The organism is Streptococcus sp. SP1 (assembly GCF_030440005.1).
Lineage (GTDB): Bacteria > Bacillota > Bacilli > Lactobacillales > Streptococcaceae > Streptococcus > Streptococcus parasanguinis.
On sequence record NZ_JAQFJJ010000008.1, the window covers coordinates 12,779 to 35,323 of the forward strand.

Here is a 22,545-nt window from a genome sequence, read left to right on the forward strand (position 1 = left end):
GCTTTGAGGTGGCAGATAGGACTTGCGAAGCAAGCTTCCAAAGTATTTGTTCGCTTATCAAGCTCCAAAGATAACCTATGTGGACGGAAACAATGTTTCCTTTATCTGCAACCTCCAACAGTCTCCCAGACTGTTGGAGCTATGCGGGGGTGGGAAGATTGAAAAGGTTTGGGGAACCTTTTCAACCTTTTTTATATTGGAGTTCTTTCCCACTCCCTTTTTTATAATTTCTTTTTCAATTCGGCAACTGCCATCATGACTTCCATGGGAGTCATATTGTAGAGATCCAGATTCTTCAATTCTGTGATCACCGTATTTTCTGAAGCTTCCTCAAAGAGGGACATTTGTTCAGCCACCTGCAAAGGTGCTTCCTTTTTAGGAGTTGCATCCACAAGCGGTACTTGCTGGGCTTGTCCTTCGAGCTTGGTCAAAATCGCATCCGCCCGCTCCAGCAACTCTTCTGGCAAACCAGCGATCTTGGCCACGTGAATCCCATAGGACTTATCCGCTGGGCCGGGTTCAATCTTGTGCAAGAAGGTAACCTGACCATCTCGCTCCAAGGTCGCAACATGAACATTTTCCAAACGGGTCAAAGTCTCTGAGAGTGCCGTCAACTCATGGTAATGGGTCGCAAACAAGGTTTTGGCACCGGTGCGATCGTGAATGTATTCGATGATGGACTGAGCGAGAGCCATCCCATCATAGGTCGCAGTTCCCCGTCCCAACTCATCAAACAAAATCAAGGACTGGGGCGTTGCCTTGCGAATAGCGTGATTGGCCTCCATCATTTCCACCATAAAGGTAGACTGACCCGATACCAGGTCATCAGCAGCTCCGATCCGGGTATAAATCGCATCAAAGATTGGCAACTCGGCCTTTTGGGCTGGAACATAGGAACCAATTTGGGCAAGAATCACAATGATCGCCAATTGGCGCATATAGGTAGACTTCCCGCTCATATTTGGCCCCGTAATCAGCTGAATATCCCGTTCTTCATCCATAAAGATGCTATTAGGAATGTAGGACTGGGCTCCCATCACTTTCTCAACAACCGGATGACGACCTTTGTCGATCGTGATTCGTCGTTCTTCATGAAAGAGGGGACGATTCAACTGTTGTGACTCAGCGACGCTGGCTAAACTTTGTAAAACATCAACCGTCGCAATCGCCTGAGCTAACTGTTGCAGACGTTGGATATACTTGCCAACTTCTTCCCGAATCCGCATAAAAATCGTATATTCCAGATTTGCAGACTTCTCACGCGCCTCCAGCATATCTCCTTCGATGCGTGCCAATTCCTCCGTACCAAAGCGTTCTGAATTTTTCAAGGTCGCCTTGCGGAAAAAGTGAGCAGGCACGTGACTCAATTGAGAATTGGTGACATGGAAATAGTAGCCATCCTTCTTGTTGTAATCGATTTTTAGACCTGTAATGCCGCTGGCTTCGCGCTCCTTGGCCTCAATCTCAGCAATCCAACCAGTACCATCCCGAAGAACGACACGGTACTGGTCCAATTGCTCGTCAAAACCTGTTCGGATGATATTTCCCTCTGTAATAACAGCAGACGCTTCCGGAGCAATAGCTGAGGTAATCAAGCGGTGCAACTCAGGAAGTTCATCCAAGCGTGCAATCAAGACATCTAAGACTGGATCACCAATCCCCAGTAGAATCGACTTGATCGTCGGCACATGCCCCAGAGTATCTCCTAGCTGCAAGAGATCCTTAGGATTGATCTTACCAAAGGAAACCCGACTCGCTAAGCGTTCAATGTCATAGACCCCTTTGAGGCTGTCGGTCAAATCGCTCCGTTCAAAGAAATGATCCATAAAGACCTGAATGATGTCCTGGCGCTCTCGAATCCGTTTCAAATCGACTAAGGGTTTCTGAATCCAGGACCGCAACAAACGACCGCCCATGGCCGTCTTGGTTTCATCCAAATACCAATACAAGCTACCATGTTTCTTCCCCGTTCGCGCATTCTCTGTCAAATCAAGACTAGCCTTGGTCGCAAAGTCCATCTGCAAGAAATCGCAAATCTCATAATGATGGGCTTTTTTGAGGTGGCTCAATTCCCGCATTTGTGTCTGGTGAACATACTGGAGAAGTTTCCCAGCCGTTTTCTTTTCGAGCTCACTCAACTGATCCCCTAAGAGTTGAACATCATCAAGCGCCGTCTCTACATGTGACAGCAAAAGATTCATCTGACTCACAAACACACGCTCTTCTTGTTCTGGCAACTCATAACCCAGGACCACCTCACGCGCACGTAAATTGCGGATTTCTCCACAAACCATGCTAAAGTCATTGAGGGTCGTCACCTGAAACTCCCCTGTTACCAGATCCATATAGGCTAGCCCATACTCATTCCCTGAACGATCCAAAGCAACCAGGAAGTTATTCTCACTATCTGGCTTGGTCGAATCCACCACTGTACCCGGTGTAATCACCTGTACGACTTCACGCTTAACGACCCCCTTGGCTTCTTTGGGGTCTTCCATTTGTTCTGCAATCGCGACCTTATAGCCCTGTTCGATGAGAACATCGATGTACTGCTGGGCCGAGTGGTAGGGAACACCCGCCATGGGGATCGGATTCTCTGCATTTTTATTCCGTGAGGTTAAGGAAATCTCTAAAATTTGAGCTGCATTCACTGCATCTTCATAAAATAATTCGTAAAAATCTCCCATTCGAAACAGCAAAAAGGCATCCGGATAGTCTTTTTTGATATCTAGATACTGCTGCATTCCAGGGGATATTTTTTCTACTGTCATACTTCTTTATTCCTTACTGTTGCATCATTTGCTGACGCAAGCTCCATAGATGAAAACAGGAGTAGATAGCTCACTATCTTCCTCCTTTTGACATCTCTCTTTCTCTCCAACGGGGCTTGACTACTGCATCATCCCTAAAATTTCATTTTGAATTTCAATAGCTGCATCTTGGTCTCGACAGACAATCAAGAGGGTATTGGCCCCTGCTACTGTTCCCAAAATACGCTCATCTGACATTTCATCTACACCATTGGCCAAGAGAGCTGCTTCTCCTAGCTCTGTCCGCAAGACCAAGGTGAATTCTGCTCGTGAGACAGACTTTGCATGGCTGGACAACATAATATAAATCTCTGCCACCTCAGGCTCATTTGGCAAAATATAATACAACTGGTCTTTTCGTTTCACCTTGACTAGACCCAGATCGCGCAAATCTCGTGACAGAGTAGTTTGCGTTACAGCAATTCCTTTTGCTTCTAATCGATCCTGAATCTCTTTTTGAGTCGACAATTTTTCATTTCGAATCATTTGTTGAATCAAAAGGTGACGTTCTGTCTTTTTCATTGGACCTCCACTTTTGAATAAATATACTTTAAATTATACCAAAAAAATTGAAAATTCGCTCAGAATTGTGTTAAAATAATAGTTAAAAGGACTAAGGAGCTAATATGAACAATAAAGAACTCATTGCTAGTGAATTGGCCAAAGTGATTGACTCTCTTGACCAAGATGCTATTTTAAATTTGCTTGAACAACCAAAATCATCTGATCTTGGTGACATTGCTTTTCCAGCCTTCTCACTTGCAAAAGTGGAACGCAAGGCTCCTCAAGCAATCGCTGCAGATATTGCTGAAAAGATCGACCAAAGCGCTTTCGAAAAAGTCGTTGCAACTGGACCTTACGTGAACTTCTTCTTGGACAAATCTAAGATCTCTGATCAGGTAATCAAATCCGTCATCGAAGCAGGTGCAGACTACGGTCAACAAGACGAAGGTCATGGACAAAACATTACCATCGACCTTTCAAGTCCAAATATCGCAAAACCATTCTCAGTTGGTCACTTGCGCTCAACCGTTATTGGGGATGCTCTTTCAAACATCTTCCGCAAAATGGGCTACAACACGATTAAAATCAACCACTTAGGGGACTGGGGTAAACAGTTCGGTCTCTTGATGGTGGCCTACAAAAAATGGGGTAGCAAGGAAGCTGTCGAAGCCAACCCAATCGATGAATTGCTAAAACTTTATGTTCGAATCAACGCTGAAATCGAAAACGATCCTGAGCTTGATGAAGAAGGACGTAAATGGTTCAAAAAATTGGAAGATGGGGATCCAGAAGCAACTGAATTGTGGCAATGGTTCCGTGACGAAAGCTTGGTGGAATTCAACCGTATCTACAAACTCCTCGGTGTTGAGTTTGATAGCTTAAACGGAGAAGCTTTCTACAACGACAAGATGGATGAAGGGGTTCAAATCCTTGAAGACAAAGGCTTGTTGAAAGAATCTAAAGGGGCTAGCATCGTTGAGTTGGATGATGTCAACCTTCCACCAGCTATGATCAAAAAATCAGACGGTGCAACCCTTTATATCACTCGTGATATCGCAACTGCTATGTATCGTGCGCGGACTTACAACTTTGTGAAAAACATCTATGCTGTAGGTCAAGAACAATCCAACCACTTCCGTCAGTTGAAAGCTGTTCTGAAGAAAATGGGATTTGACTGGAGCGACGATATGGTTCACGTTGACTTTGGTTTGGTGACAAAAAACCGCCAAAAATTGTCAACTCGTAAAGGAAATATCATCCTTCTCGAACCAACTCTTCAAGAAGCGATCTCTCGTGCCAAAGCTCAGATCGAAGAAAAGAATCCTGAACTTGAAAACAAGGAAGAAGTGGCACATGCAGTCGGTGTTGGCGCGGTTAAATTCTACGACTTGAAGACGGACCGCCGCAACGGTTATGACTTCGACCTCGAAGCCATGGTATCCTTCGAAGGAGAAACTGGACCTTACGTTCAATACGCATACGCTCGTATCCAATCGATCCTTCGCAAAGCCAACTTTACACCATCAACAGATGCGACTTACAGCTTGAGCGATCCTGAAAGCTGGGAAATCATCAAGCTTCTCCAAGACTTCTCTCGTGTTGTCAAACGTGCTGCTGAAAACTATGATCCATCCTTGATCGCAAAATATGCCATCAACTTGGCTCAAGCCTTCAACAAATACTATGCACACACTCGTATCTTGGATGAAAGCCCTGAACGCGAAAGCCGTCTTGCTCTTAGCTACTCAACAGCAGTCGTCTTAAAAGAAGCCCTTCGCTTACTTGGTGTCGATGCACCTGAGAAAATGTAAAATGCCACAAGTAGTTGGAACAACTATTCCCAAATAGAAAAAAGGAGATGATTGATCTCCTTTTTTCTTTAAATGAACAAAAAACGCTGAGAAATCAGCGTTTTTTATAAATGATACAAATCCTCTATAATAGTAGCCACTTTTTTGATGTCTCCCAACATCCCCCGCATTTCAAAATCGGCTAACATGGGGAAACCAAAGCGTTGGCTGTATTGCTTAGCGGTTAAACAATATTGATTGTTAAAATTCCGATTGCCTGATCCAACCACTCCTAAGCACTTGCTGGCGTTGTCTCCATAAGCAATAAAATCCGCAACATCTGTCGTCAAAATTTCCACATCACCATTATCAACACCATTTCCACCCTCCAAATAGGTTGGCAAAAAAGTGATAAAAGGATTGGTCATTTCAAAGAAGGGCTGGCCCTCTTTGACTAGGTCTTTCACATGAACTTTCTCGATTTCAAGTTCAGGATGGGCTTCCAGCAAGTAGTCACTTAAGCGACGGACAAAACTCTCTGTATTCCCACTCAGACTAATATAAACAAAGGATACTTTCATCTTTTTTCTCCAATCAAGAAGCTCTCTTATCCTCTAAGAGAGCTCCATTCAAACTTATCTATTATGCCCTAGCTTGAGCTTTTCTCAAACGCAAGGTTTTATACAAAACAATTCCAAGGAAGAGAAGGGATAAAGCAGTCAAGAGTAACAAAGCAATGGACGAAGATGCCAGATATCGTTGGCGAAGGGACGGGGTTGAAAAACTAGCTAATAGTGGACGCCCTGCAAAATAATTATAGCAAGAGAAGGCTTGACTTAATAAAATCTGCCCCATGTAAGTATAATGGGCTGTTAACAGATCCTGCTTCATAAAGAGGAAATAGAAAGTTGCCAGTAAGGCAATCAGAATCAGGGAAACAAATAAAAAGGTTAGTGGAGACTGATTGAGTTGGGCTGATTTCTCATAATATGCCACATAGTCAGCCTTGTCTTGAGCCGTTGTTAAACCAAGTTGTTTCGCAAAATCATCTGTCAGCTCAAAACTCTTTGAAGCTCCAAAGGTTGAGACAGCTGAAGTCAGGGTTCCAACCGTAGAGAAAAATAACAGGATGTAAAGATAGATAGGTTTCTTTTTCATACAAACTCCTTTTCATTTCTTACACCCTATTATATCGCGATACAGATAGAAAGGCAAGCGCCTCAAAACCGTGGAAGCACTTGCCTGATCACTGATACGTTCAAATGAAATTCATTTGGAAAATAATGTGTGCAAAAGATGAAAAAGACATCGCAACTGTATCATTGGAATGATTAGAGATATAACGGAGTCCTATAAACTTTCATTCGAACACCACCAGTATATCTCATTTCTTTCTTCTTGTGTCATCTATTTCTATTCTGCTTCATTTCGACACGATTTGGTCTGTAAAAGCCATTTCCTCTCCTTATCCAAGAACTATTCTGTTCTTTTTCTCAACTATTTGGTCATCACTCTATCAAAAAAGCCAGAAGAGCTTGCCTTCTGACTTTCTTTATTTAGATGAATGAACGAAAGAAATAAGAATTAATCCTCTTTCTTCTTGCGAGCAAGACCTAGTCCGAACAATCCAGTCATCGCACCTGCAAGGACAGCTGCAGTTGAGCTTTCTGTACCTGTATTTGGAAGCGCAGGTGTTTGTGGTTGCGCAGGTTGTACGGGCTGTTCCGGAATTTCCGGAGTTGGTGGAACAATTGGTGTTGGTGGGGTATATGAAGTTGGTGTTGGTGGAATTTCTGTTTTCCTTACCACTTTGTTCTTATGCCATTTCACTCTAGCTTCTGGTTTCACCGGTTTAGCATTTGGAACAACTTCCAAAGTCGGTGGAGTTGGAGCAGTGGGTGGAATTGGAGCAGTAGGCTTTTCAGGTTCTTTACCTGGATTTTTAGGAACTGCCACCTCTGAATTAATGGCAAACCAATAAACCGTCGGTTGTCCCTTTGCATTTGCTCCATTTGCTGTAAATACAAGATGCCCGTCTAACATCTTAAGTCCTGCACCACCATAATAGAGATACTTCGAATCTGGATTGTCCCATCCTTCGAGGGCCGAAGAGGTCTCCCCATTAAACGCTGAACCATGTTCAATATATTGATTATCTTTCAGTGATTTCATTTCTTTGGTAGTAGGATCATAAGACACACTAGAATTCGGAATTGCGATATACTTATTATTTCCAATATTCACCGATTCTATATGTTCTAATGTTTCAAACTTTTTCTTCGGTGTAAAGGTTAGCTCTCCTGTTGTAGAATTAATAGTATAAACGCCAATAATATCATCTTTACCATTCAACGTATAGTTGTCTGTCCCAATATTGTGACCATTCCCAGTACCTGATACATTGACGCTTGTCGCATCGATAACTGTTTCTTCACTAACTACGAATTCACTTCCATTAAATGTTGTTTTCTGAGCTACAATTTTGATTGGATTTTCCGCAGAGATGGTTACCTCGGCAGATCCAAAGTCAGGGATCCCATTTTTTACAACAACCGCATTGTGTTCAATGCTCATCGATGACCCGTCTGCATAGGGGTTCCAAGTCCCACGAACCGTATTCCCATTCTTATCCTTAGCTTCCACTGTAAGAGCACGAGGTTTATCTCCACTTTCGACATAAGAAGCACCTGTCCAGTGATTCAACGAATTTAAAGCAACTATGGCATTGTGTTTAGTAAGATCAAACCGACGACCATTCCCATCATAAAATTCAACATCGACAGCAACCTTAACTGGTTTAAGTTTATCGGTTGAAGCACCGACCGTCAAAGTGACGGTTGGATCAGCACTCACAGCTGCGATTCCTTTCCCGTCATTTGAAGGAAGACTGATAATTTCATATCGATAAATTACACGTTTGATTGGATTTACATTCACATTTTCACGTATACTCGATTTATTTAAATTATCATAAGTAACTACAAATTTATCTCCCTCTCTAACAAGGATGTATTCCGTTTCCCTGTTTGTCCAAGGGCTTGTAGAAACGATATCCGAACTCATCAATTTATTTGAGTCATATTGATGTACATTGCTCGTATTTAGACGAGCTTGAGCATCTTTGGTAAGATAGGTATTAATTCCATCGATTTGATGGATCGCATTCGTTTCACGTTGGAAGGTTAAATCTTGAACAGTTTCTAAATTTTTGAGATCGCTAAACCCATTATCTTCCATGTAGCTGTCGTACATTTTCTTAGCAATCTTGTACTGTTTCAATAATTCTTGATATTGTGCTAATTTAGCTTGGTAAGAAAGAAAATCCAATTCATACTGCTCTCTCTTCTCGTTATAAGTAGCAAGTTCAGATTTGTATTTTGCTTCCGCTTCCGCATTTCTCTTTTCAATTAATGTAATTTCTTGAGATTTTGCTTCATACTCTGCTTTTGCTTTTTTGTAGTTTTCGACTACTGTGTTGATTTCAGCTGTTTGAGCTTTATTATCTGCTTCGACTGCTGCGATAGACGGTTGGACTTTTTCAGCTTCTTCTGTAACTGTCACACCTTCTGCAACTGCAGCTACTTTTGCTTTTTCAAGTTCTGGTGATTCTACATATGTTGTCGTAACTGTTTTATTTCCTTCTGTCACAGTTGTAGACGTCAACTTAGAGCTTGCTACTGTATCTGTAGCGGTTACTTCAGTAGCCGGTCCCGTCTCCTCGTCAGCTTTTACTTCTGCTCCGTAAGTGTTTACAGTAGCCAATCCAGCGACGGCCAATGAAACAACACCGACTGATAATTTACGAATTGAAAATTTTTCTTGCTTCGAACACTGTTCACGATAGCTTTTCATTTCCAATATTCTCCTTTTTAGTCAAAAAATCTCACGGTAGGTGCAAAAAAATGCTACTACCAGTTAATTACATTGTATCACAATCAACTATTTTAAAAGATGTGTTAATATAATTTTTTATTTTACTCTAAATATATGACACTTTTATTTACTAATATTTCCAATTTTTACGTTGAAAATAAATGCACTATGTATTGAAAAAATAATGGATTTTCAAGGCATTTCCTCTGTTTTTTATTTTTAAAACTTTCACCACTAAACAAAGATAGGTACAATAAATGTTTATATTCCATCGGTAAGGAACAAACTCCAGAAACTTAAATTATGTAACTTTTTCCCTTATGTATTTTGCAGATTCAAAAAAAAGACATCGTTAAAATTCCCATTTGATAGCCATTAGGTTTCATTTTTTATCTTTTTCCTTCAAACAAGAAAACCATTCTCAATTATGAGGAGCTTCTCAGTTTATTTGAAAAAAATGTCGTATCTCTATCTTCATCCTGTTGCACATCCCTAAAAGTTCACCAGTGGCCTCTCTCAAAGATACAAAAAAGACCAAGATCTGAAGGACCTTGGTCTAACAACTAGTGATTAGTTTAAGTGCCAGATGTCTTCGTTGTACTGAGCGATCGTACGGTCAGATGAGAAGAATCCTGCTTTCGCAATGTTAACGATGACTTGATCCAACCATGCATCACGATCTTCGTAGTCAGCCAACATGCGTTCTTTGGTTACAATATAGTCTTCCAAATCAAGAAGAGTCATGAACCAGTCTTTGTTGATCAATTCATTGTGAAGACGAGTCAAGCGTTCTTTGTTCCCAACTGCAAGAACGGCATCGCTGACGATGAAGTCTACCAATGGTTTGATGGCTTCACGTTCATAGAAGTCTGCTGATTTGTATGCTGATTTGGCATAAAGATCGATAACAGTTTCTGAATCTTCACCGAAGATGTAGATGTTGTCACGTCCAACCAATTCAGCGATTTCCACGTTGGCTCCATCCATAGTACCAAGTGTCAATGCACCATTCAACATGAATTTCATGTTACCAGTACCTGAAGCTTCTTTCGAAGCAAGAGAGATTTGCTCAGAAATATCGCTAGCTGGGATCAAGTAGCTTGCAGCAGTTACGTTGTAGTTTTCTACCATAACAACTTGTAAGTGTGGAGCTACCGCTGGATCGTTTGCAATCACTTCAGACAAGCAAAGGATCAAGTGGATGATATCTTGTGCAATGGTGTAGGCAGGAGCTGCTTTACCACCAAAAAGAACAGTGATTGGACGAGCAGGGATATTTCCAGCTTTGATGTCCAAGTATTTGTGGATCACATACAAAGCGTTCATTTGTTGACGTTTGTATTCGTGAAGACGTTTGATTTGGGTATCAAAGATAGAATTTGGATTGATTTCCACACCTTGATGGTCTTTCAAGAAACGAGCCAATTTCCGTTTGTTGTGAGACTTGATATCTTCCAATTTCGCTTTGACTGCATCTTTATCTTCATAAGAAAGAAGGTCTTCCAATTTAGATGCGTCATGGTGCCAGTCACGTCCGAGGATATCATCCAAGTAGTGTGACAAGGTTGGGTTAGCATGCATGAGCCAACGACGGAAAGTGATACCATTTGTTTTGTTGTTGAATTTTTCAGGGTAAATGTCGTAGAAGGCTTTCAACTCAGAATTCTTCAAGATTTCTGTGTGAAGTGCTGCTACCCCGTTTACGCTAAATCCATAGTGGATATCCATGTGTGCCATGTGTACGCGATCATTCTCATCGATGATTTGAACAGCTGGATCTTTGTATTCAGCGCGAACACGGCGGTCCAATTCTTCAATGATCGGAACCAAGTGAGGAACCACTTCTTGCAAGAATTCAAGTGGCCATTTTTCAAGGGCTTCCGCAAGGATTGTGTGGTTAGTGTAAGCCGTCATGCTACGAACGATAGAGATGGCTTCATCCATTTCAATACCACGTTCTGTCAAAAGACGGATCAATTCAGGGATGACCATTGATGGGTGAGTATCGTTGATTTGTACAACAGCATAGTCAGCAAGGTCATGCAAGTTGCTTCCTTTTTCGATGGCTTCGTCGATGATCAATTGTGCACCATTTGATACCATGAAGTATTGTTGGAAGATACGGAGCAATTCCCCTTGACGGTTACTATCATCTGGGTACAAGAATAGGGTCAAGTTGCGAGCGATATCTGTCTTGTCAAAGTTAATACCATCTTCAATAATAGATGAATCAACTGAATCCAAGTCGAACAAGCGCAAACGGTTCTTCGTATCGATCTTGTAACCAGGTACGTCGATATCATAAAGGGTAGAAGTCAATGTAAAGTGTGCGAATGGCACTTGGTAGCTACGGCTTGAACGAACGAGCCAGCTTTGGTCAGTCAACCATGCGTTTGGAATCGTTTCTTGTTGGTTGTTTTTAAGGACTTGTTGGAACAAACCAAAGTGGTAGTTCAAACCAACCCCATCCCCTGTCAAACCAAGGCTTGAGATAGAGTCGATAAAGCAGGCTGCCAAACGTCCCAAACCACCGTTACCAAGTGATGGTTCCAATTCCACTTCTTCGACTTCGATCAAGTCTTTACCAGCATCTGACAATTCTTTTTTGACATCGTCGTAAAGACCCAAGTTGATCAAGTTATTAGACAAGAGTTTACCGATCAAGAACTCAGCTGAGATATAGTAAACTTTTTTCTTACCAGTATTTAATTTCTTTTGGGCACTTGCTTGCTTGGTGTAATTAAGCAAAGCAAGGTACAATTCTTCATTTGAACATTCAGCAATTGTTTTTTGATGATGATCAATCACATATTTTTGTAATGATTCCATGTTGGGAGTCTCCTTTGTTTCAACAATTTTTTAATAGGGGGAAAGATTATTTTTCTGCTTTCGTAACTTCTTTTTTCAAGTCTTTGTTTTCACGACGATAGATCGTAGTGAAATCAAGCAATTCTTGCTCGACAGCTGGAGTCAATTGATCCGCTGTCATTCGCCATGACCAGTTACCACCGAGAGTAGATGGGAAGTTCATCCGAGCTGAGCCATCTAACTCAAGCAAGTCTTGCATAGTAGCAATCGCCATGAAGCTGACGGAAGCAAAGACGGTGCGAAGCATAGCATGCGGTACAGATTCGTACTCTTTCCGGTTGGTATAACGAGCAAGGTACTCACGAGTTGGATCGTCGATTTCATTGCGGTACCATCCAAGAACTGTGTTGTTATCATGTGTTCCAGTGTACATCACAGAGTTGTTTGGTGCCAAGTGAGGGCTATCGATACTTTCATCGTCAGGATTGAAGGCAAATTGAAGAATCTTCATTCCTGGGAAGCCAGTGCGTTCACGAAGTTCGATGACTTCGTCTGTCATGAAGCCAAGGTCCTCAGCGATGATGTTCAAATCACCGAGTTCTTCCTTCACTGCTGCAAAGAGTTTGTAGCCAGGACCTTTAACCCATTTACCAGGTGCTGCAGTTTCAGAACCAGCTGGGATTTCCCAGTATGATTCGAAACCACGGAAGTGGTCGATCCGAACGATGTCATAGATCTTGAAGCTTTCACGCAAGCGTTCAATCCACCATTGGTAGCCATCTTTGTCCATTGCTTCCCAGTCATAGATTGGGTTCCCCCAAAGTTGACCAGTTGCTGAGAACTCATCTGGCGGGCATCCTGCAATGCAAGTTGCTTTTCCGTTTTCATCTGTTTTGAAGAGATGAGGATTAGCCCACATGTCGCTTGAATCTTCTGCCACATAGATTGGCATATCTCCCACAATTTCAATGTGGTGGTCGTTGGCATAAGCTTTCAAGGCCAACCATTGTTGGAAGAAGAAGAATTGAGTTACACGATGGTAAGTCAATTTATCCGCCAATTCTTCACGGTAGTGCGCCAAGGCTTCAGGTTGACGTCCACGAATGGTAGCATCTGGCCACTCTGTCCACGCTTTTAAATCAAAGTGTTCTTTAATAGCCATGTATTCTGCGAATAGCTCCAACCAAGAAGCATTGGCTTCGCAAAAAGCTTGGAATTCTTTTTGATCACTTGATTTTAAGAAATTCGCAACTGCTTTTTCAAGCAAGGGACGACGTTGCTCAAAAACTTTTGCATAATCAACCTGAGAAGGATCTTGACCAAAGTCAACTCCTTCAAGGTCTGCTTCTGTCAACAAACCTTGTTTGATCAAAAGATCGAAATCAATAAAATGAGTGTTTCCAGCAAAAGCTGAGAAAGATTGGTATGGAGAATCTCCATAACTAGTTGTACCAAGTGGCAAAATTTGCCAGTAACGTTGCTTGGTCCGAACGAGGAAATCAACAAAATCATAAGCTGATTGTCCGAATGATCCGATTCCGTATTGTCCAGGAAGGGAAGAAATGTGCATCAAAACACCACTTTGACGTTTTTTCATGGGTTACCACCTCTTTTTATTTCTTTGAAGCCTGCGATTCGGTGCACGGTATGGGTATCGTTGCAGAGTCGTATCCAGCTCTCGAGCGGCTCTACTCTTTGTTAAAATCGAACAGGCGCAACTCTATTTACGCAATTTTTGCGAAAACGTTTGCGTACCATGCCATTATAAACTTTTTCCATATTTTCTGCAAGGGGTTTCTTAAAAACTTTTTAACTTTTTTTCAGAGTGCCCTCATCCCTAGTGTATTCTTTCCTTTGGCTAATGTCAACAAAATAATCTATTTTATAGAAGAAAGTTCGGAATTAAAATATTTTTAAAAAATTTTTTCAAAAGCACTTGCAAACGTTTTCGTCTTGTGATATACTTAAGTCGTTTTAGGAAAACGTTTGTCTAAAACGGTTTCTAATTAATATCTTTTTTTTATTCTTTAGGAGGAATAAATCATGAAACGTACAATTTTACGTAGTGCTGCTGTACTTGGTACAGTTGGTTTTGCCGGCTTCTTGCTTGCTGCTTGTAGCAATAGCTCATCAGGTTCTTCTGAGGCAAGTAAAGAAATCAACGTCTATGTAGACAAAGGCTACAAATCTTATGTTGAAGAAGCTGCAAAAGCTTTTGAAAAAGAAAATGGCGTAAAAGTTAAAATCAAAACTGGTGATGCTCTTGGTGGATTGGATAACCTTTCTCTTGATAACCAATCTAAAAAAGCTCCAGACGTTATGATGGCACCATACGACCGTGTAGGTGGTCTTGGTAACGATGGTCAATTAGCTGAAGTGACATTAAACAAAGATAGCCATACAGATAAAACAACTGAAGCTCTTGTAACAAACGGTGGTAAAGTTTACGGTGCACCTGCCGTGATCGAAACTTTGGTTCTCTACTATAATAAAGATCTTGTAAGCGAAGCTCCAAAAACATTTGGTGACCTTGAAAATCTTGCAAAAGATAGCAAATACGACTTTGCTAGCGAACCTGGTAAAACAACTGCCTTCTTAGCTGACTGGACAAACTTCTACTATGCTTACGGTTTGCTTTCAGGTAATGGTGGTTATGTATTTGGTAAAGATGGTACAGATGCTAAAGATCTTGGATTAAACAACCAAGGTTCTATCGACGGTATCGAATATGCGAAAACTTGGTATGCTAAATGGCCAAAAGGTTTGCAAGATACAAAAGGTGCTGCTAACTTCATCCAAACACAATTCCAAGAAGGTAAAACAGCTGCTATCATCGACGGTCCTTGGAAAGCTGCTTCATTGAAAGAAGCTAAAGTAAACTACGGTGTCGCAACTATTCCAACTCTTCCAAACGGAAAACAATATTCTGCCTTTGGTGGTGGTAAAGCTTGGGTTATCCCAGCAGGTGCGAAAAACCTTGATGGCGCTCAAAAATTCATTGACTTCTTGACAAGCACTGACCAACAAAAAGCTTTGTTTGACAAGACAAATGAAGTTCCTGCCAACACAGAAGCTCGTAAATATGCAGTTAGCAAAAACGATGAGTTGACAACTGCCGTTGTTGATCAGTTCAAGAACGCTCAACCAATGCCAAACATCTCTGAAATGAGTGCTGTTTGGGATCCAGCTGCTACTATGCTTTTCGATGCTGTAAGTGGTAAAAAATCTGCAAAAGCTGCTGCTGACGATGCAGTGAAATTGATTAAAGAAACCATCGAACAAAAATTCGGTAGCAAATAAGACAGTTTTTAGGTTTCAGTAAGAGGTTGGCGACAAGGTCCCAACCTCTTATGTTCAATTTTCAAGTACAACTCACTGTCGGACTTGTCTTCTTGCTCTCTAGCAAGGACATTATAAGGAGATTTGAATGACTACAGAACAAAACCCAAAAAAGGCTATGTGCCTCTCTTTGGTCCCGGGTCTTGGGCAAATTTATAACAAACAAAAAACCAAAGGCTATATTTTTCTTGCCGTAACCGTCCTCTTTCTCGCCTATTTCCTAGGAATCGGAGCTGGAGAATTAACGAAATTGGTTACACTTGGAACAGTCCGTGGACAAGATAATTCTCTCTTTATCTTGATTCGTGGCGCCTTCCACTTGATCATTACCATTGTTTACTTCCTATTCTATGCCTTAAATATTAAGGATGCGGGAACCGTTGCAAAACGTATCAATAATGGTATTGCAGTTCCAAAAACTGGAAAAGAAATGGTGCAAGCAATCTATGAAAATGGCTTCCCTTATCTTTTGATTATCCCTTCTTATATCGCTATGACCTTTGCGATTATCTTCCCAGTTTTGGTTACCTTGATGATCGCCTTTACCAACTATGACTTCAAACATACCGCACCAACAACCTTGTTGGATTGGATCGGGTTCCAAAACTTCACTAACATGTGGACCTTGAGTACCTTCCGTTCAGCCTTTACATCTGTTCTTGGCTGGACCTTGATTTGGGCTCTCGCAGCATCAACTCTTCAAATTGTACTCGGTATTTTGACAGCCATTGTGGCAAACCAACCATTCGTAAAAGGAAAACGAATCTTTGGGGTTATCTTCTTGCTTCCTTGGGCTGTTCCAGCCTTCATCACTATCCTTACATTCTCAAATATGTTTAACGATAGTGTCGGTGCCATCAACGCCCAAGTTATCCCATTGTTTGCAAAGATCTTCCCATTCTTAGATGGTGTCTTGATTCCTTGGAAGACAGATCCTACTTGGACAAAAATCGCTTTGATTATGATGCAAGGTTGGCTTGGCTTCCCTTATATCTACGTCTTGACTTTGGGGATTCTTCAATCGATTCCAAACGATCTTTACGAAGCTGCTTATATTGATGGTGCCAATGGTTGGCAAAAATTCCGCAACATCACTTTCCCAATGATTATGGCTGTTGCAGCACCAACCTTGATCAGTCAATACACCTTCAACTTTAACAACTTCTCCATCATTTACTTGTTTAACGATGGGGGACCCGGTTCTGTCGGAGGAAATGCTGGATCTACAGATATCTTGATTTCTTGGATCTATAAGTTGACAACCAATACCTCTCCTCAATATTCAATGGCTGCTGCGGTAACCTTGATTATCTCTGTAATCGTGATCTCAATCTCTATGATTGCCTTCAAGAAACTACATGCATTTGATATGGAGGATGTATAAAATGAAAAATTCAGTTCAATTTAAACGCCGCCTCAATCATTTCTTGACTTACCTGTACATGGTGGTTCTTTCAATCGTTATCATTTATCCATTGTTGATTACGGTTTTATCAGCCTTCAAATCAGGGAATGTCAGTGCCTTTACACTTGATTTAAGTGGCAATCTTAATTTTGATAACTTCTCAAAACTTTTCTCTGAAACTCCTTATGGGACTTGGTATATGAATACCTTGGTTATCGCCATTATCACCATGATTGTGCAAACAAGTATTGTCACCTTCGCAGGTTACGCATACAGCCGTTACAATTTCTTGGCGCGTAAGCAAAGTTTGGTCTTCTTCTTGATTATTCAAATGGTTCCAACCATGGCAGCCCTCACAGCCTTCTTCGTTATGGCTTTGATGCTGAATGCCTTGAACCAACCTTGGTTCTTGATCTTCCTTTATGTTGGTGGTGGTATTCCGATGAACGCTTGGTTGATGAAGGGATACTTCGATACCGTTCCAATCTCACTTGATGAATCTGCGAAATTGGATGGTGCAGGGCACTTCCGTCGCTTCTGGCAAATTGTCCTTCCACTTGTTCGTCCAATGATCGCCGTTCAAGCACTCTGGGCTTTCATGGGTCCTTTCGGAGACTATATCTTGTCTAAATTCTTGCTTCGTGATGAAGTAAACTATACTGTAGCCGTTGGTCTTCAAACCTTTATCAGTGACCAAAAAGATCAAAAGATCGCCTTCTTTGCAGCCGGTGCCATTTTGATCGCAGTTCCAATCTGTATTCTATTCTTCTTCCTACAAAAGAACTTTGTTTCAGGCTTGACAGCTGGTGGGGATAAAGGATAAAATAGAACCTTATTTCAAACACATTTTATTTTTAAGTTAAGGGTAGTATGGTGGATACTTTACTACCCTTCGTTAAGAATAAAATCAATCAAAGAGTTTCCTCTTTGCATCTCTGACTCTCTTATGTTTAGAAAGGTCATCTCATGCCCTATCCTTTTAATTATTTCGCAAGTATCTTCAATTTCCGCTCTTCTTTTGCAAACCGCAAAAAACTGAGTTGGTTCCAAATGATTTTTACTTCTTTCTTTCTGATTTCTGTCACACTATTACCAGTGGCTCTTCAAAATGCTCAACTCAAAACCTATCCCTTAACAACTTTTGTTAGTGACGTGTTTGATCCTTTATCAAATGACGTCATGAAAGATATCCAAGAACACGTCGTGATCAAAGACCAAGAGCTCACCTATACAGGAAACAACCCTGTACACAAGACTTCAAAAGGACAGGTTGTCTTGGGCCAAGAAGCAAAGGCGAGTGAGGGCAAGGAGTTAACCCTCCATTTTGATCGCAAACAGTTGATCATCTCAAAAGAAAATAAAGAACTCGCTACCGTCTCATACCAGGCTATCAATCAAGAGAGCCTCCGGGATAAAAAAAGCTTCACTCAAGCTATCTCTAGCGATTGGTTCCGTGAAAATCGACTCCCTGTCAGTCTCTTTCTCGTGATTTTCTCTGGCTTCTTATCGACAGTCAATTATTTGATTCTCATCGTAGGGGCATCTTTCTTCCTCTACTTGACACGAAAATCTCGACTCTTTTCACTACAAACTTTCAAGGAATGTTTCAATTGTATTCTGAATTGCTTGGGACTCCCTATTTTACTAAGTGTCCTCATCAGTTTACTATTCCATCAAGTATTTACTACGACGATCATGATCCAAAATGTCTTATTTGTACTCTATCTTGCTATGGTATTTTATAAGACCCACTTCCGTGATCCAGACTATCACCGCTAGGAGGTTTTCTCATGCGTGTTACCATCAAAGATGTAGCGAAACTCGCTGGCGTCGCGCCTTCAACTGTCACGCGCGTCATCCAAAATAAATCCACGATTAGTGATGAAACAAAAAAACGTGTCCGTGAGGCTATGGTCGAACTGGACTATCATCCCAATCTTAATGCTCGTAGTCTTGTCAGTCAATCTAGTCAAGTCATTGCTTTGGTTCTACCAATCGATAGTGACGTTTTCTACCAGAATCCTTTCTTCCCAACTGTTTTAAGAGGGATTACCCAGATTGCTTCAGACAATGATTATGCCATCCAAATCTGTACGGGTCAAAATGAAGAACGGCGGCTCGATAATCTCAAACAACTCATCTACGGAAATCGTGTAGATGGTTTGATTTTCCTTTATTCCAACCCGAATGATCCCCTCGTTGAATTTGCGATCAAAGACAAGTTCCCCTTCCTCATTCTCGGAAAGGCAGCTTCACCTTTTGTATCGCTAGTGGATAATGATAATATCAAGGCTGCATTTGATGCGACGGATTATTTCATTCAACAAAATTACCGAAAAATTGCTTTTATTGGAGGAAACAAAGAGCTATCTGTATCTCAAGACCGCTACGAAGGTTATAAAGAAGCCCTCCAAAAAGCAGGGATTCCTCTCGATGAAAAACTGGTCCATTTTTCATTTGGTTTTATGTTGGAAGACAATTCTTATCAAATGATGGAGAGTCTTCCCCTAACAGAACTAGATGCCATCATGACAACCGATATTCTCGTTGCTGAAGGGGTGCGCCAATACCTATTAGAACACCAGCTGACAATCCCGATTATTTCCTTTGATTCGATCAAGCCACGACTCGATATTGAAGCCTATATTGACATCAATGCGGTGGAACTCGGACGTGAATCTGTTCGGACGATTCTACAAATTATCAAAGATCACAAAGAAGGAAAAACTGTTTGCTACCGTCAATTGATTGACCATACCATTACGAAACTTTAGGAGTCTTTATGTCTACATTTACTGCTTATTTAGATGACCAAGACCTGATTCGTATCCAAAAAGGAGAGGATCATATCCTTCCTTTTTATTTGGAAACAAACCAAGGTCGTCTTGCCTTAATACCTGTCAAAACGTCAAGTGGAGTGACTGATACAGGAGACTATTTCTTGAGCCCTATTCCGCTTGAACTCGGAGAAGAGTACACCATCTACGATGCTGCTGGAAATTCTACTATTCTCCACTATGGTCAAATTGTTCGCAAACCCATTTTTGATCAAACCTTCACCTATAGTGGAGAAGATCTAGGAAGTTTCTACACACCAAGTCAGACGCGATTTAAATTCTGGGCACCCATTTCTCAAAATGTGACCCTCCATATTGAGGATCGTATGTATCCAATGACCCGTACAGAAAACGGTGTCTGGGAAGTCGTGCTCAAAGGGGATTGGGAAGGAGCTGCCTACCACTATGAATTTCGTGTCAATGGCCTAGAACGTCGGATTCATGATCCCTATGCTCTATCCTCTTTAGCGAACTCTGGAGATAGCTTCGTCATCGACCGGAAGAAGATCACACGTCCTATCAGGCGTGCCACTCGTCAATTAGACCCAACAGAAGCAATCATCTACGAGATGAGCGTTCGGGATTTCTCTGCCCAGAAAGAGGCTGGCTTTAAGCACCCTGGTAAGTTTAAAGGGTTGACAGAATCGCCCCAACTCAATGGTGAGATCCTTGGATTTGATTACCTTCAAAAACTGGGCATTACCCATGTACAATTACTTCCTGTCTATGATTTCGGTAGTGTCGATGAAGAGGATCAATGGAAAGCCTACAACTGGGGTTATGATCCTGTCCAATACAATGTTCCAGAAGGAAGCTATGCGAGTGATCCTAACGATCCTTATGCGCGAATCCTAGAGCTTCAAGACACTATTGACACTTATCACCAGGCTAATCTGAGTGTCATCATGGATGTAGTATACAATCACGTCTACCAGGCAGATGAGTACGCTTTTGAACAGATCGTTCCTGGTTATTTCTACCGTTATAATGCAGAGGGAGAGTGGACCAATGGAACCTTCTGTGGAAATGACGTGGCAAGTGAACGCTCCATGGTGAGACAGTATATCAAGCAATCCCTCAAACAATGGGTTTCCCTCTACGGCTTTGATGGGTTTCGCTTTGATTTGATGGGAATCCTAGACATTCAAACCATGACAGAGATTGCAGAAGAACTCCGTGAAATCTATCCTAACATCTATCTCTATGGGGAAGGGTGGAAGATGGATACCGGCCTCTCTGAAGATCAGCTCGCTCACCAGTATAATTCGAAACGATTACCAGCCTTGGGCTTTTTCAGTGATAACTTCCGGGATACGGTCAAGAGAACACTTGTAGCCGGTCACCGCCGTGAGAGTCAACATCCTGCAAATGATTTTGCTAACATCCTAACAGCAAATGTTGGTAAAGTAAGGCCTGCTCATTTCACCCAACCTCAACAAGCCATTCAGTACGTCGAATGCCACGACAATGCAACTGTTTTTGATTATTTCCAACTTGAAAAGGAAGAGATTCGTTTAGAAGATCGAAAAGCTCTCTCACGTCTCGCGCTTCATTTGGTACTAGTATCTCAAGGAGTGCCGTTTATCCATGCTGGTCAAGAATTTTATCGCACAAAAGGGCTCGAAGACAACACCTATAACTTGCCAGATAGTCTCAACCAATTGGACTGGACATCCCTTCCAAAATGCCAAGAAGAAATTGCTTTTCTTGAAGAATTGATTGCTTATCGGAAATCACAGCCACTCCTTCGTTTGAAAAAAGGGCAAGAGATTCGCGACTACTGTGATGTCAAATGGTTGTCTGACCATCATTTTATCTACACGATTGAAAAAAATCGTGAAAAAATAACGATTCTTGTCAATATCGGTGATCAAGAACAGACCTATCAACATCCGAGCGATAGTCAGCTGCTATTTGCTTATCCTCATGCCAACCTCCAAGCGCCCATTCCTAAAGGAAAGAAACTTTCTATTCCTGCCCATAGTTGGCTCCTTCTCCGCGAAACTAAATCAACAAAATAAGAGGCTGGGACAAAAGTCCTAGCCTCTCAATTATTTTTGGATTGTCGAGAAAGACGCAGTGGTTGAGTGGGCTCTACTACGCTGATTTCATCAGCTTTTACAGCCCTACTCAACTGTGCGGAGGTGGGATGACGAAATCGAATTCTAACGAATTACCGATTTCTGTCCCACTCTCTTATTTTTATTCTTCTGTTTCTACAAAGCGTCCAATGATATGAACGTTTTCTGAAATGGTGATAAAAGCTTGAGGATCAGCTTTTTTCATAATATATTTGAATTCATTAAACTCTGCACGCGTAATAACTGTCAGCAGAACCGCTTTTTCCTGATGGTTATAGGTTCCTTCTGCATTGTGGATAATGGTTGCTCCACGATGCAATTTTTTATGAATCTTTTCAACAATGGCATCCGGCTGGCTCGTTACGATCATTGCCTGCATCCGTTTTTGCTTGGTAAAGACAGCATCCGTTACTCGACTCGATACAAAGATGGTAATCATAGAGTAAAGGGCATATTTCCAACCAAAGGTCAGACCAGCGATCAACATAATGGTCCCATTGACCAAAAAGGAGATGCTGCCGACATTCTTTCCTGTCCGTTTTCGAATCGTCAAACTGACAATATCCGTTCCCCCACTGGAAATGTTGTTCCGAAGAGCAAAACCAATTCCTGTTCCCATGACAACCCCACCAAATAGGGCATTCATGATCGGATCGTTGGTCAACGTAATCACTGGCACGAACTGAATAAAGAGGGAACTCATCGAAACCGTGATAAAGGTAAAGATGGTAAATTTATGACCAATTTGATACCAAGCCACAATCATCAAAGGGATATTGATGGCATAAAAGGTCAAGGAAACGGGAATCGTAAAGCCAATAAAACGTTGGCTCAAGACAGATAAAATCTGAGCTAGCCCTGTTGCCCCACTGGAGTATACATGTCCTGGTTGAAAGAAGAAGTTGACGGCAATCGCTGATAGAAAACCATACAGCAAGGAAGCTGACACTTTTTCATCGTATTTCTCACGGGAGATACTCTTCAGCACGCGCAATAATTTAATGTTATAAGCTAGTCGCCGCACATGATAGCGAAATAGCTTATGAAAGCGAGTTTTTTTCATTTTCAATCCATCGATTAGAAGAAAAGGAAAATCTT

At 41.6% G+C, this 22,545-nt stretch carries 15 protein-coding genes; 7 read left to right on the top strand and 8 right to left on the bottom strand.

Annotation, left to right across the window (positions count from 1 at the left end):
- Positions 1-221: 221 nt before the first annotated feature.
- The gene (gene mutS, locus PCY07_RS05465) at positions 222-2,771 is read right to left on the bottom strand and encodes a DNA mismatch repair protein MutS (RefSeq protein WP_301355555.1); all 2,550 of its coding nucleotides are present in this window, start codon (positions 2,769-2,771) and stop codon (positions 222-224) included.
- A gap of 120 nt (positions 2,772-2,891) precedes the next feature.
- The gene (gene argR / locus PCY07_RS05470) at positions 2,892-3,332 is read right to left on the bottom strand and encodes an arginine repressor (protein WP_003009125.1); all 441 of its coding nucleotides are present in this window, start codon (positions 3,330-3,332) and stop codon (positions 2,892-2,894) included.
- Between the two features lie 104 nt (positions 3,333-3,436).
- Between argR and argS the strand changes: the two genes are divergently transcribed.
- Positions 3,437-5,125, top strand: a complete 1,689-nt coding sequence (gene argS / locus PCY07_RS05475; protein WP_013904324.1) for an arginine--tRNA ligase — start codon at positions 3,437-3,439, stop codon at positions 5,123-5,125.
- Between the two features lie 104 nt (positions 5,126-5,229).
- On the opposite strand, the gene nrdI is transcribed toward argS, so the two are convergent.
- The 5 genes from nrdI to malQ form a co-directional block, all read right to left on the bottom strand.
- The gene (gene nrdI / locus PCY07_RS05480; RefSeq protein ID WP_003018043.1) at positions 5,230-5,685 is read right to left on the bottom strand and encodes a class Ib ribonucleoside-diphosphate reductase assembly flavoprotein NrdI; all 456 of its coding nucleotides are present in this window, start codon (positions 5,683-5,685) and stop codon (positions 5,230-5,232) included.
- A gap of 61 nt (positions 5,686-5,746) precedes the next feature.
- Positions 5,747-6,262: a hypothetical protein gene (locus tag PCY07_RS05485; protein WP_003018024.1), complete on the bottom strand. Its 516-nt coding sequence runs from the start codon at positions 6,260-6,262 to the stop codon at positions 5,747-5,749.
- Positions 6,263-6,688: 426 nt separating this feature from the next.
- The gene (locus PCY07_RS05490) at positions 6,689-8,956 is read right to left on the bottom strand and encodes a GbpC/Spa domain-containing protein (RefSeq protein WP_215194682.1); all 2,268 of its coding nucleotides are present in this window, start codon (positions 8,954-8,956) and stop codon (positions 6,689-6,691) included.
- Positions 8,957-9,547: 591 nt separating this feature from the next.
- A complete protein-coding gene (gene glgP / locus PCY07_RS05495; protein ID WP_301355551.1) occupies positions 9,548-11,806 on the bottom strand; it encodes a glycogen/starch/alpha-glucan family phosphorylase in 2,259 nt (752 codons plus the stop codon).
- A gap of 46 nt (positions 11,807-11,852) precedes the next feature.
- Positions 11,853-13,382 (bottom strand): 4-alpha-glucanotransferase, encoded by a 1,530-nt coding sequence (gene malQ, locus PCY07_RS05500; RefSeq protein ID WP_195227580.1) that lies wholly within the window; start codon positions 13,380-13,382, stop codon positions 11,853-11,855.
- Between the two features lie 446 nt (positions 13,383-13,828).
- On the opposite strand from malQ, the gene PCY07_RS05505 reads away from it, so the two are divergent.
- The 6 genes from PCY07_RS05505 to pulA all read left to right on the top strand — a co-directional run bounded on the left by PCY07_RS05505 (position 13,829) and on the right by pulA (position 21,387).
- Entirely contained in the window at positions 13,829-15,085 is a 1,257-nt protein-coding gene (locus PCY07_RS05505) for an extracellular solute-binding protein (RefSeq protein WP_070587695.1), read from the top strand.
- 127 nt (positions 15,086-15,212) lie between these two features.
- Entirely contained in the window at positions 15,213-16,508 is a 1,296-nt protein-coding gene (locus PCY07_RS05510) for a sugar ABC transporter permease (RefSeq protein WP_301355548.1), read from the top strand.
- Position 16,509: 1 nt separating this feature from the next.
- Positions 16,510-17,352, top strand: a complete 843-nt coding sequence (locus PCY07_RS05515; RefSeq protein WP_045764049.1) for a sugar ABC transporter permease — start codon at positions 16,510-16,512, stop codon at positions 17,350-17,352.
- A 143-nt stretch (positions 17,353-17,495) separates the two neighbouring features.
- Positions 17,496-18,308, top strand: a complete 813-nt coding sequence (locus PCY07_RS05520; protein ID WP_049518381.1) for a DUF1189 family protein — start codon at positions 17,496-17,498, stop codon at positions 18,306-18,308.
- Between the two features lie 11 nt (positions 18,309-18,319).
- Positions 18,320-19,303: a LacI family DNA-binding transcriptional regulator gene (locus tag PCY07_RS05525; RefSeq protein ID WP_003018012.1), complete on the top strand. Its 984-nt coding sequence runs from the start codon at positions 18,320-18,322 to the stop codon at positions 19,301-19,303.
- An 8-nt stretch (positions 19,304-19,311) separates the two neighbouring features.
- Complete coding sequence (pulA, locus tag PCY07_RS05530) at positions 19,312-21,387, top strand: type I pullulanase (protein WP_301355544.1); 2,076 nt, start codon at positions 19,312-19,314, stop codon at positions 21,385-21,387.
- A 181-nt stretch (positions 21,388-21,568) separates the two neighbouring features.
- Here the strand turns inward: pulA and PCY07_RS05535 are convergent, their stop codons facing one another.
- Positions 21,569-22,510, bottom strand: coding sequence for a YitT family protein (locus PCY07_RS05535; protein WP_301355542.1), 942 nt, complete (start codon positions 22,508-22,510; stop codon positions 21,569-21,571).
- Between the last annotated feature and the right edge of the window lie 35 nt (positions 22,511-22,545).

Excerpts from the sequence above, each read along its gene's own strand:
- mutS (WP_301355555.1), bottom strand. The coding sequence starts at position 2,771 with ATGACAGTAGAAAAAATATCCCCTGGAATGCAGCAGTATCTAGATATC.
- argR (WP_003009125.1), bottom strand. The coding sequence starts at position 3,332 with ATGAAAAAGACAGAACGTCACCTTTTGATTCAACAAATGATTCGAAAT.
- argS (WP_013904324.1), top strand. The coding sequence starts at position 3,437 with ATGAACAATAAAGAACTCATTGCTAGTGAATTGGCCAAAGTGATTGAC.
- nrdI (WP_003018043.1), bottom strand. The coding sequence starts at position 5,685 with ATGAAAGTATCCTTTGTTTATATTAGTCTGAGTGGGAATACAGAGAGT.
- PCY07_RS05485 (WP_003018024.1), bottom strand. The coding sequence starts at position 6,262 with ATGAAAAAGAAACCTATCTATCTTTACATCCTGTTATTTTTCTCTACG.
- PCY07_RS05490 (WP_215194682.1), bottom strand. The coding sequence starts at position 8,956 with ATGAAAAGCTATCGTGAACAGTGTTCGAAGCAAGAAAAATTTTCAATT.
- glgP (WP_301355551.1), bottom strand. The coding sequence starts at position 11,806 with ATGGAATCATTACAAAAATATGTGATTGATCATCATCAAAAAACAATT.
- malQ (WP_195227580.1), bottom strand. The coding sequence starts at position 13,382 with ATGAAAAAACGTCAAAGTGGTGTTTTGATGCACATTTCTTCCCTTCCT.
- PCY07_RS05505 (WP_070587695.1), top strand. The coding sequence starts at position 13,829 with ATGAAACGTACAATTTTACGTAGTGCTGCTGTACTTGGTACAGTTGGT.
- PCY07_RS05510 (WP_301355548.1), top strand. The coding sequence starts at position 15,213 with ATGACTACAGAACAAAACCCAAAAAAGGCTATGTGCCTCTCTTTGGTC.
- PCY07_RS05515 (WP_045764049.1), top strand. The coding sequence starts at position 16,510 with ATGAAAAATTCAGTTCAATTTAAACGCCGCCTCAATCATTTCTTGACT.
- PCY07_RS05520 (WP_049518381.1), top strand. The coding sequence starts at position 17,496 with ATGCCCTATCCTTTTAATTATTTCGCAAGTATCTTCAATTTCCGCTCT.
- PCY07_RS05525 (WP_003018012.1), top strand. The coding sequence starts at position 18,320 with ATGCGTGTTACCATCAAAGATGTAGCGAAACTCGCTGGCGTCGCGCCT.
- pulA (WP_301355544.1), top strand. The coding sequence starts at position 19,312 with ATGTCTACATTTACTGCTTATTTAGATGACCAAGACCTGATTCGTATC.
- PCY07_RS05535 (WP_301355542.1), bottom strand. The coding sequence starts at position 22,510 with ATGAAAAAAACTCGCTTTCATAAGCTATTTCGCTATCATGTGCGGCGA.